Annotated in this window: 8 protein-coding genes; 4 read left to right on the top strand and 4 right to left on the bottom strand. The window is 71.7% G+C overall.

Annotated features, from left to right (window positions below; genetic code table 11):
• Nucleotides 1-55: 55 nt before the first annotated feature.
• Together nagA and O1G21_RS33475 are read right to left on the bottom strand one after the other, a co-directional pair.
• Entirely contained in the window at nucleotides 56-1231 is a 1176-nt protein-coding gene (gene nagA / locus O1G21_RS33470) for an N-acetylglucosamine-6-phosphate deacetylase (protein ID WP_270151391.1), read from the bottom strand.
• A 156-nt stretch (nucleotides 1232-1387) separates the two neighbouring features.
• Nucleotides 1388-2410, bottom strand: coding sequence for a winged helix-turn-helix domain-containing protein (locus O1G21_RS33475; RefSeq protein WP_270148975.1), 1023 nt, complete (start codon nucleotides 2408-2410; stop codon nucleotides 1388-1390).
• A gap of 171 nt (nucleotides 2411-2581) precedes the next feature.
• Between O1G21_RS33475 and O1G21_RS33480 the strand changes: the two genes are divergently transcribed.
• The 4 genes from O1G21_RS33480 (at nucleotide 2582) to O1G21_RS33495 (ending at nucleotide 9114) form a co-directional block, all read left to right on the top strand.
• Nucleotides 2582-3115 carry a hypothetical protein gene (locus tag O1G21_RS33480; RefSeq protein ID WP_270148977.1) on the top strand — a complete coding sequence of 178 codons (534 nt, stop codon included), beginning with the start codon at nucleotides 2582-2584 and terminating at the stop codon, nucleotides 3113-3115.
• 390 nt (nucleotides 3116-3505) lie between these two features.
• Nucleotides 3506-6142, top strand: a complete 2637-nt coding sequence (locus tag O1G21_RS33485; protein WP_405000843.1) for a SpoIIE family protein phosphatase — start codon at nucleotides 3506-3508, stop codon at nucleotides 6140-6142.
• Nucleotides 6139-7281, top strand: a complete 1143-nt coding sequence (locus O1G21_RS33490; RefSeq protein WP_270148979.1) for an ABC transporter substrate-binding protein — start codon at nucleotides 6139-6141, stop codon at nucleotides 7279-7281. The genes O1G21_RS33485 and O1G21_RS33490 overlap by 4 nt, the downstream gene beginning before the upstream one ends.
• Nucleotides 7282-7896: 615 nt before the next feature.
• Entirely contained in the window at nucleotides 7897-9114 is a 1218-nt protein-coding gene (locus O1G21_RS33495) for a PP2C family protein-serine/threonine phosphatase (RefSeq protein ID WP_270148980.1), read from the top strand.
• A 162-nt stretch (nucleotides 9115-9276) separates the two neighbouring features.
• Here the strand turns inward: O1G21_RS33495 and O1G21_RS33500 are convergent, their stop codons facing one another.
• Nucleotides 9277-9651 (bottom strand): aggregation-promoting factor C-terminal-like domain-containing protein, encoded by a 375-nt coding sequence (locus tag O1G21_RS33500; RefSeq protein ID WP_270148981.1) that lies wholly within the window; start codon nucleotides 9649-9651, stop codon nucleotides 9277-9279.
• A gap of 583 nt (nucleotides 9652-10234) precedes the next feature.
• Nucleotides 10235-11320: an ABC transporter substrate-binding protein gene (locus tag O1G21_RS33505; RefSeq protein ID WP_270148983.1), complete on the bottom strand. Its 1086-nt coding sequence runs from the start codon at nucleotides 11318-11320 to the stop codon at nucleotides 10235-10237.
• Between the last annotated feature and the right edge of the window lie 17 nt (nucleotides 11321-11337).

The raw sequence follows: 11337 nt of genomic DNA on the forward strand, positions 1-11337 counted from the left end.
ACGAGGCCCGTCCCGGGTGGGGCGGGCCTCGCTGTCGTGCTGTCCGGGGCGCGGTTCAGGCGGACTTGACGGTGGCGAACTTCTCGCCGCCGAGGACCCAGCGGCCCTGGCGCATCACGGCGACCAGGTCGTAGCCGGTGGAGTCGACCACGACCAGGTCGGCGAGCTTGCCGGTCTCCAGGGTGCCGATGGAGTCGGCGAGGCCGAGCAGCCGGGCCGGGGTGGTGGAGAGCGACTCGACGGCCTCGCCGAGGGTCAACTTCTGGACCTGGATGGCCCGTTGGAAGGCGCGGTCGAGCGTGAGGGTCGACCCGGCGATGGAGCTGCCATCGGGGAGCATCGCGACGCCGTCCTTGACCTCGACCTGGAGCGGGCCGAGTGGGTAGCGGCCGTCGCCCATGCCGGCGGCGCCCATGGCGTCGGTGATCAGGGCGACGCGGCCGGGGCCGGCGGTGCCGTAGGCGAGGTCGAGGACGGAGGGGTGGAGGTGGACGCCGTCGTTGATCAGCTCGACGGTGACGCGTTCGTCCTCCAGCAGCGCCACGATGGGGCCGGGGGCGCGGTGGGCGATGCCGGGCATGGCGTTGAAGAGGTGGGTGGCGACGCTCGCGCCGGCGTCGATGGCTTCGAGGGTGGTGGGGTAGTCGGAGTCGGTGTGGCCGACGGCGGCGATGACGCCGAGGTCGGCGAGCATGCGCACCGAGTCGAGGCCGCCGGGGAGTTCGGGGGCGAGGGTGACCATGCGGGCGTGGCCGCGGGCGGCGTCGACGAGTTTGCGGACCAGGGCGGGGTCGGGGTCGCGCAGCAGGTCGGGGCGGTGGGCGCCGCAGCGGTGGTGGGAGATGAAGGGGCCCTCGAAGTGGATGCCGGCGAGGATGCCGTCCTCGACGAGTTCGGAGAGGACGGCGGCCTGGCGGACGAGGTCGTCGATCTCGCCGGTGACGGTGGAGGCCATCGTGGTGGTGGTGCCGTGTTCGAGGTGGGTGCGGGCGGCGAGCAGGGCCTCCTCGGCGATGCCGGAGGCGTAGGAGGCGCCGCCGCCGCCGTGGACGTGCAGGTCGACGAAGCCGGGCACCACGGTGTGGCCGGTCAGGTCGAGGTCGCCCGGCTCGCTCTCCCCGCTCGTCAGTGCGGCGATCCGGTCGCCCTCGACGGCCAGGCGGCCGCCCTCGACGACGCCACCGGGCAGGACCAGTCGGGCACCGGCCAGGGCAATGCGACCTGTGACGATCACGCTCGTCTCCACAATTGCTCAGAATTGCTCGAATGCCCAAAAGTATAAGCAACTATGAACAAGGTGTGGCCGATGCGGGTTGGATCTTGCCGACGAGCGCGGACCCGTGCGGCGGCCCGGGGAGATCCCGCGTGGGAGGCGGCCCGTTCACGGTCACCGCCGCCCCTGCGCGGCCGGGGCGGGCTGCGGCGCAGGGGACCGCGCCGCGGCGAGCAGCCGATGGCCGAGGAGGGTGCAGCTGTGGCGCACCGCCCGACCGGCCCGTACCGTGCTCACCAGCCCGGCCCGCCGCAGCGCCCGGGCGTGCTCGGAGGCGCTGGCCACCGAGATGCCCAGCTCGCGGGCGAGTTGACTGGTGGTCGGCTCGCGCAGGGTCAGCCGCAGGACCGCCGAGCGGGTCCGGCCGAGCAGGGCTGCCACCGGTTCCTCCGGGGCCGCCCCCGGTGCCGGCGCCTCCTCGGGAAGGTGGGGCAGCAGGGTGAGCGCCGGGTAGACCAGCAGCAGCGGTCCGTCCGGCAGCGGGCCGCACAGTGGTTCCCCGGTCCACTGCGCGGACGGCAGCAGCAGGACGCCGCCGCCTTCCAGACGGAAGTCCAGCTGCCTGGAAACCGCGATCTCCAGCGTGCTGCCGTGCCATCGGCTGCCCGGATAGAGGCCGGCCAGCATCCCGCGCAGCCCCTGCTCGCGCTGCACCTGCCCGCGCCAGGCGAGGTCGATGTCGAAGCCGGTGCGCAGCCTCGGCCAGACCGCGTCGATCAGCGCCGAATGAGAGGCGCGCAGGCTGCTCTCCAGGTACCGCCAGGCCTGCCGATCACCGTTCGCCAGGCCCCGCATCAGCGGGGTGACGGGCAGCCCGTTGCGGCAGATGCGATCGAGCTCGCGGCGGACCAGCGCGTTGGTGGACGAACGCACCGACTCCAGCCCGTGCTCCAGGTCGACGCTGAGCGGATCGAGGAAGAACGGACCCGCGCCGGTCACCGGGACCAGCTCGGTCAGCGGCACGACGGACCGGGCGGCCGTGGCACCGAGCAGGCGGGTCCGCCGGGCGAACGCCGGGTCCGCACCGGGCCGTTGCAGCATGGCGACGGCCAGCTCGAGCTCCATCAGCGGTGCCGGCCCGTCCGCGAACCGGGTGCCGAGCAGGTCCTCGGCCGTGAAGTGGATCCGCAGCACCACGCCCCGCCCTTCCCGCCCTTCCCACCCGGCCCGGCGTTCCCGGGCTTTCGGCTCAGGCCGAAAACCTCGCGCCGGCGCCGCCCCGGTCCGACGATACCCAGTGCACGGCCGCGGCGGCAGTGGGCTTCCGGGCGGCCGTTCCGGTCCCGATCCGACACCCAGGAGGCGTCCATGCGCATGCCGTCGTACCGCACCCGATCGGCCGCCCTTGCCGCGGCCCTGGCGACGGCCGTCCTCGTGCTGGCGTCCCCGGCGGCGCAGGCCGACGACGATGACGGCTGGCAGCCGTACCACGGCCAGGACTACGACGCGCCCGCCGGGACGCTCTGCCCGTTCCACCTGCACATCACCGACCTGCTCGACCAGGAGGAGACCAAGACCGTCGGCCGCTACCCGGACGGCTCTCCCGAGAAGGTCCTCTGGCGCGGGCCGCTGATCCTGCGCTACACCAACGTGGACACCGGCGCCCAGGTCGACCGCGACCAGAGCGGCCGGGCCACCGAGTACCGCCTGCCGGACGGCAGCACGCTGTGGGACGTCCCCCGGTCTTCGCACATCTCCGCCAAGGTCCACCCCGGCAACCCGTACCACGCGGTCGGCGACTACGTGTTCAGCGGCGGCGCGGTGCTGCTGGTGCACCCGGACCAGCAGGTCGAGGTGCTGGCCCAGCACCAGGTGGAGAACCTCTGCCAGACCCTCGCCTGACCGGCCCCCCGGGTCCCCCCGCAACAGGGGTGCGGGCGGACCCGGGGGCCCCGAGGGTCGGCACTGCGCCTCTCACCTGCACCAATCCGCCCTCTCGCCCCGCCCGATCCGCCGCTGATCCGCCGGGAACGCGGATCGCCGGTCGAGATCGGTCCGTTTGCCGTTGACAATGGGATTTGTCCCTCGTTGTTCTGGAGCAAGGCTGGGCCTGGCTTGGTCGACTTGCAGAGAAGTGCTGATGTGCCCGGGCGGCTTCCCGGTCCGAGGCGCAGCGGGCAAGGACGCCGAGAATACGGCCGGCCGCAGGCGGGAAGGCCGAGGCGGCTGTTCAAGGACCTGCTGAGCCCGCGCAGCCTCGCCGGCCCGGTGTTCCTCCTGCAACTGGCGGTGATGCTGCTGATCATCGTCGCCGCGCTGGCGGCTCTCGTCGTCGGGGCCCGGCGCGACGACACGGCGGATGCCCAGGGCCGGACACTCGCCGCGGCGCAGGCGTTCGCGAACTCTCCGGGGATCCTGACGGCACTGAGCGGCCCCGACCCGACCGCAGCCCTGCAGCCGTCCGCCGAGGCGGCCCGGAAGGCCGCCGGAGTGGACGCCATCATCGTCTACGGGTTGGACGGGATCGCGCTCACCCACAGCGACCCGAACCAGATCGGGAAGCACGTCATCGGTCCCTACGCGCAGGCGGCGACCGGCAAGCCCTTCACCAGGACCTTCCGCGGGTCGCTGGGCCTCTCCGTGATCTCGGCGGTACCCGTCAAGGCCGCCGACGGCTCCGTCGTCGCCATCGTCGCCTCCCCGGTCACGGTCGAGAAGGTGCAGCACAGGGTGAACCAGCAGCTGCCGGTCCTGTTCGGCGGTGCCGCGGTGGCTCTTGCCATCGGCGCGGCCGGGGCGAGCCTGGTGAGCCGTCGGCTGCAGCGGCAGACCCATGGCCTGGGCCCGGCCGAGATGACCAGGATGTACGAGCACCACGACGCCGTGCTGCACGCCGTCCGGGAGGGCGTGGTGATCCTCGGCGAGGACGGCCGGCTGCTGCTGGCCAACGACGAGGCCGCCCGGTTGCTCGGCCTGCCCGTCGACTGCGAAGGCCGTTCGATCACCGAGCTGGGCCTGGGCCACCCGGCCGCCGAGCTGCTGGCCTCCGGGCGAGTGGTCACCGATGCCGTGGCCGGCTCCGCCGACCGCCTGCTCTCGGTGAACATCCGGGCCACCGACCGCAACGGGGGACCGCCCGGGCAGGTCGCGACCCTGCGCGACTCCACCGAGCTGCGCGCCCTGTCCGACAAGGCCGAGGCGGCCCGCGAGCGCCTCAACGTGCTGTACGAAGCCGGCAACACGATCGGCACCACACTCGACGTGGTGCGCACCGCCCAGGAACTCGCCGAGGCGGCCGTCCCGAGCTTCGCCGACTACGCCACCGTCGACCTCGCGGAGCCCGTTCTGCACGGCGACGAGCCCACCGGCACCCGGATCCTCCAACTGCAGCGCGCCGGGCTGAGCGGCGTCCACCCGGACACGCCGTTCCATCCCGTCGGTGCGACCATTCCGATCGTTCCCACCGCCCCGCTCGGCCGCAGCCCGCAGCCCGGACAGTCCGTGATCGAGGCGGATCTGACCAGCGCCGCCGTCCGGCACGGCGACGCCCCGGAGCGGGCCCGGCGCACGGTCGACCACGGCATCCACTCGCGGCTGAGCGTGCCGCTGCTCGCCCGGGGCCAGGTCCTCGGCGTGGCCGTCTTCTGGCGCGCGGCCTCACCGGAGCCCTTCGACGAGGACGACCTCTCGCTGGCCGAGGAGCTGGTCGCCCGGGCCGCCGTCTGCATCGACAACGCCCGCCGCTACACCCGCGAGCACCGGCTGGCCGTCACCCTCCAGCACAGCCTGCTACCCGGCGGACTGCCCGAGCAGAGCGCCCTGGACGTCGCCTACCGCTACCTGCCCGCCGAGGCCGGCGTGGGCGGCGACTGGTTCGACGTGATCCCGTTGCCCGGCGCCCGGGTCGCCCTGGTGGTGGGCGACGTGGTCGGCCACGGCCTGCACGCCGCCGCCACCATGGGCCAGCTGCGCACCGCCGTGCACAACTTCTCCTCCCTCGACCTGCCCCCGGACGAACTGCTCAGCCACCTGGACGACCTGGTCAACCAGATCGACCAGGACCGGGCGGCCAAGGACGGCGACGCCATCACCGGCGCGACCTGCCTGTACGCCATCTACGACCCGGTCACCCGGCGCTGCGCCATGGCCCGGGCCGGGCACCTGCTGCCGGCCCTGGTCCACCCGGACGGCTCGGTGGAGTTCCCCGAGTTGCCCGCCGGGCCGCCGCTCGGCCTGGTCGGTCTGCCGTTCGAGACCGCCGAACTACAGCTGCGGGAGGGCACCCGGCTGGTCCTCTACACCGACGGGCTGGTCGAGGACCGCTCCCGGGACATCGACGTCGGCCTCGAACTGCTGCGCACCACCCTCGGCCAGGGCGACCGCAGCCCCGACGCCACCTGCGAGGCGGTGCTGAACGCCCTGCTGCCGGCCAACCCGACCGACGACATCGCCCTGCTGGTCGCCCGGACCAGGGCGCTGCCCGCCGACCGGGTCGCCGTCTGGGACGTCCAGGCCGACCCGGCCGCCGTCGCCCGGATCCGGGTCGGCGTCGCGGAGCGGCTCACCGAGTGGGGGCTGGACGAGATGGCCTTCACCACCGAACTCATCGTCAGCGAGCTGGTCACCAACGCCATCCGGTACGCCATCGGTCCGATCCGGCTCCGGCTGCTCCGTGACCGCGCACTCATCTGCGAGGTCTCCGACGGCAGCAGCACCTCCCCGCACCTGCGGTACGCGGTCAGCACCGACGAGGGCGGGCGCGGGCTGTTCCTGGTCGCCCAGCTCTCCGAGCGCTGGGGCACCCGCTACACCCCCAACGGCAAAGTCATCTGGGCCGAACAGCACATCCACGAGAGCGACACCCCGGCAGTGGAAGGTCCCGGCGAGATCCCGCTCGTGACCACCGAAGGACGTCTGGAGCCATCGTGACCGCATCCCGTGCCCGAACGGCGACCGTCTCCGGCTGCCTGGTCCTCCTGGCCATGGGCCTGGGTGCGTGCGGCCACACACCGCCTGCCAAACCCAAGGACCCGTCGGTGGCCACTTCCGCGAAGGACGTGGGCGGCATGGACGCACTGACCGCCGCGGCGAAGAAGGAGGGCACGCTCAGGGCGATCGCGATCCCCCGCGACTGGGCCGGCTACGGCGGCCTGATCGACGGCTTCGAGAAGAAGTACGGGATCACGGTCACGGTCGACGATCCTCTGGGTCACAGCCAGGACGAGATCGACGCCATCAAGAAGAACGGGACCCAGCAGAGTGCCCCCGACGTCATCGACGTGGGGGACGCGTTCGCCCGGGCAGCGGGCCGGCAGAACCTGCTCGCGTCGTACAAGGTCGCCGCGTACCGCTCGATCCCGAGCAACCAGAAGGACCCCCAGGCCCGTTGGTCCGACAACTACGGGGGCTACATCTCCATCGGCTGCGACGCGAGCCGCGTCGAGGTCTGTCCCCAGACCTTCGCCGATCTACTGAAACCCGCTTACCGGGGCGAGGTCGCGCTCGAGGGCGACCCCACCCGCTCCGAGACCGGATTCGCCAGCGTGTACGCGGCGGCCCTGGCGAACGGCGGATCGTTCGACGACATCCAGCCCGGCCTCGACTTCTTCGCCAAGCTCAAGCAGGCGGGAAACCTCAACCCGGTCGATGCCACCTCGGCCACGGTCGCGAGCGGCCAGACGCCCATCAGCGTCAACTGGGACTTCGTCAACCTCAACTACACCGACCAGCTCCGCAGCAAAGGCGTCAACTGGCAGGTCTCGATCCCCTTCGACAGCAGCTTCGCCCAGTACTACGCGCTGGCGATCAACAAGGACGCCCCACATCCGGCGGCCGCCCGCCTGTGGCAGGAGTACCTCTTCAGCACCGAGGGTCAGAACCTCCGGCTCACCGGCTACGCCCGCCCGGTACTGCTCGACGCCATGAAGAAGGACGGCACCCTTGACGAGGCCGCCTTCGCGAGACTGCCGACGGTTGAGGGAACGCCCGAGTTCCCGACGGATGCGCAGACCGAGAAGGCGAAGCAGGTGGTCGCCGCGGGCTGGGCGAAGGCGGTCGCGGACGGCTGACGCCGGGGGCGTGTCCAGCCGACGGCGCCTCGACCGGATGAATCCGCCATGAATCACGACCGCGCCGACGGCGACCGACCGTCGGGAGCGGAAATCACGGAAACGTATGGCAAGTCATAGGCCATCGGGCCGTTGACCACGACCGACGCCCTGCCTACCGTTCTGAACACCCGGAACCCGCGGTCGGGCGAAGCCGATCGACCGGGTGCAAATCGCCGGCCGCCCGCCTCGACCGCCTCAGGCCCCACCGTCAGCGGCGCCTCCTACCCGGTCCAGCCGGTCAGTCCTACCAGCAGTGGACGCTCGACCCCGACGGCACCATCCGGGGCGTCCCCTCCGGTCTGTGCCTGGACCTCACCGGCGCCGCCACCGGCAACGGCACCCCGGTCCTCGCAATCTGCACCGTCGGCGCGAGCCGGCGCTGGTCCAAGGCCTGACCTCCGCCCGGTGCTCCGCTGCCAGACCCTCGCCTGACCGGCCACCCGGGTCCGCCCGCAGGAATTCGCCGTCGCCCTCCGCGAACGGCTGCCACGGGCTACGTCTGCCGCCCGTACCTGCGCGATGGTGCCTGACGTGAGAGAGGCCGGGATCGGTGTGAGACTGGGCACGGAAGGGGTGATCCCCGTGTCGGACCCACCGCACGCGTCCGCCGGTCCCGACACCGCTGTCGACGAGCGTCTGCTGGAAGAGCTGATCATCGAGGCGCAGACGGCCTTGCCGGTCGAACTGCCCGCCCTGGCGAACCGGTGCGCCGAAGCCCTCGGCATGGACGCCGCGCTGATCTACCTCGTCGACCTGCAACAACGGCTGCTCGTCCCACTCGACGAGGCCTCGGAACCGCTGCCGGTGGACCGCTCGCCGGCCGGCTGGGCGTACCGCAGGGTCTCCCCGCAGGTGGCAGCCGACGACGGCGGCGTGATCGTCTGGATGCCGCTGGTCGACGGCGCGGAGCGGCTGGGCGTGCTGGCGGTGCGGACCGCCGCGCTCGACGGCGTGCGGATGCGCCGCAGCCGGATGCTGGGCCATTTCTTCGCCATGCTGATCACCTCCAAGCGCACCTACAGCGACTGGCTCGCCTCCCTCGCCCGCACCAGGACCATGGGGTTGCCCGCCGAGATGCTTCGGGCCTTCCTGCCGCCCCACACCGTGGGCAGCAGCCGGTGCGTCTCGACCGCGGTCCTGGAACCGGCGTACGACGTCGCCGGCGACGCCTTCGACCACTCGGTGATCAAGAACGTGCTGCACACCATGATCCTCGACTCCATGGGTCACGATCTGACCTCCGGACTGACCACCTCGGTCGCCATGGCGGCGGCGCGCAACGCGCGCCGTGCCGACCGCACCCCGGCCGACGTCGTCGGTTCCGCCGACCAGGCGCTCGCCCGATGGCTGCCCGACCATTTCTGCACCGGCGTGCTGTGCAGGCTCGACGCGGAGACCGGGGTGCTGCACTGGATCAACTGCGGTCACCCACCGCCACTGCTGATCCGTGCCGACCGGGTGCTCCACGGAGCGCTGGACAGCCCCCCGCAGCCCCCGATCGGCCTGGCCGGCCAACTCGCCCCGGCAGCCCGGCAGGTCCACGAGACGACACTGGAACCGGGCGACCGCGTCCTGCTCTACACCGACGGCGTCGTGGAGGCACGCGACACGGACGGTGCGGAGTTCGGTCTCGCCCAGTTCACCGACTTCATCATCCGCTCCTCCGCCGCCGGCCAGCGCCCGGCCGAGGTGCTGCGGCTGCTCATCCACGCCCTCCTCGACCACCAGCGCGACCGGCTGCGGGACGACGCGACCATCCTGATCTTCGAATGGCGCCCGCAGCACCCGTGATGCGCTGTCGCCCCCGCACGGCCGACCGCGAGAGGGCCCGCGCCACGCGGATCGCGCGGGCGCGGGCCCTCTCGGGTCATCCCAGTTGGTCCCTGTCCGGCCCCCGGGGTGAGGGGGAGGGTGGTCAAGGTCGCGGGTGTGTCGCCGGGCCGAGGGGTCGGCTCAGTACCAGTGGTGGGTCTGCCAGAAGGCCCAGGCGGCGTTCGGGCTGCCGTAGCGGGTGTTCATGTAGTCCAGCGCCCACTTGATCTGGGTGGCCGGGTTGGTCTTCCAGTCCGCGCCGGCCGAGGCCATCTTGGAGGCCGGCAGGGCCTGGCCGAGGCCGTAGGAGCCCGAGCTCGGGTTGGTCGCGGTGACGCTCCAGCCGGACTCGTGGGAGATGATCTGGCTGAACGAGGCCAGCTGGTCGGCCGGCACCACCTGGGCGGCGATGGCCTGCGGGGAGGCGTCCGCGGCCGAGGCGACGGCGGGCACCACGGCGGCACCCAGGGCGGTCAGGGCGGCGGCGCCGGCGAAAACGGCGGCAGAGGTACGCATGCGGAGCTTGAAACTGGGCATGTAGAACAAGACCTCAATCGGGTTGGGCCGAGTCGCGCCCCGTGCTAGACCGTGGCCGGACAGGGGCCATGACGGTCGCGGGGCGTGACTTGGCGGTTAGCCGTTCACCGGCGGGACAGGAGCCGGTGTGGCTGGGTGCAGCAATTGTTGCCAGGTCGGATCCGTTGTCGACAAGACCCCTTTATTACGATCCGCCGTCGTATCCAAGGGGTTGGTCCGGCGTTGATCCGCAGGACTGATCGCACCGTCGGCAACCGTGCTGAGCTGGGAAAATGGCACGGTCGGGGGTGGCGGGTGGCGCCGGGAGTAGCCACTATCGCTCGTAGTGGACCCCTAGAGGTGTGGCCGGGATCACTGTTTATGTGGCGTTTTGACCGGTTTCTCCGTCGCTGACCGAGTTGTCATCCGTGCTCTGAGTGCCGGCGATCACCCCGGTTGAGACCCGCGTCACACGCCCGCCGCCTCGGCGAGAACAGGGAGAACCCCGGGCGCGATCTCGGGGAAGCGCGCGCCCGGGGTCTCGGGGGAGGGCGGCTCAGGGCAGGTCGGCCCAGGGGGAGGGTCAGCCGTCGGAGCCGGCCGGGGTCGAGGTGCTGGTGATGCCCAGGGTCTTGTCGGCCGCCTGGGCGAACTCGTTGGTGAAGGTCTTGCCCAGGTCCACCGAGTCCACGTTCTTCACACCGACCAGCTTCTCGGTCGCCAGGACGTTCTTCGGGCCGTCGGCCGGCATGATGCCGTCCGGGAGGAACTGGCCCTTGTCCTGGGTCAGCGCGGTGACGTAGTCGTCCTTGGTCACCGCGCCGTTGGAGGTGAAGGCGGGCGGCAGAGCGTCGGCGATGTCGGCGGCGGAGTGAGTGTTGATCCACTGCATGGTGGCGACCAGAGCGGTGACCACCTTCTGGGCCGCGTCCTTGTGGGAGTTGACCCAGTCGGTCCGGGCGAGGACGCTCGCGGACGGCCAGAGGCCGCCCACGGCCGCCTTGGCGCCGTCGGTGGTGGCCAGGTCGACCGCCGAGTAGCCGATGCCCCTCTTCTGAATGGCCGTCACCGTGGGCTGGGTGGTCATCACGCAGGCCGCCTTGCCGTTCTGCAGCGCGGCGATCGCCGTCGCTCCGGCGCCGACGCCGATCCGGTGGTACTGGTCGGTGCTGAGCTTGTTCTGGGCCGCGATGAACTCGGTGAGGGTGTCGGTGCCCGAGCCCAGGTCGGTGACACCGAGGGTCTTGCCCGCGAAGTCCGCCGGCGAGTGGACGCCACTGTTGTTGGCGCACATCTCTCTCTCGCCCGGCGCGCCGGACAACTGGACGATGCCCTCGACCGCCTTGCCCTTCGACGCGAAGTCGATGGTGTGGATGTACCAGGCACCCGCCATGTCGACCTGGCCGGAGGCCATCGCGTCCTCGGCGCCGACCGCGTCGGACTCGGTGCTGAGCACCACCTTGACGCCGTACTTCTGGTAGAAGCCGAGCTGCTGGGCGAGCTGGAACGGCAGGTAGATCTGCTTGTCGATACCGCCGACCATGATCTTCACGGTCGGGGTGCCGCCGGCGTCCGAGCTGTTCTCGGAGCCGCTGGAGGAGCAGGCGGTGAGGGTGAGACCGAGGGTGAGGGCGCCGACGACGGTGCCGGTGAGAGTCCGCTTGAACATGGCTGTCCCTTCGGGGA

Origin of the sequence: Kitasatospora cathayae, from assembly GCF_027627435.1 — a bacterium.
Taxonomy (GTDB): domain Bacteria; phylum Actinomycetota; class Actinomycetes; order Streptomycetales; family Streptomycetaceae; genus Kitasatospora; species Kitasatospora cathayae.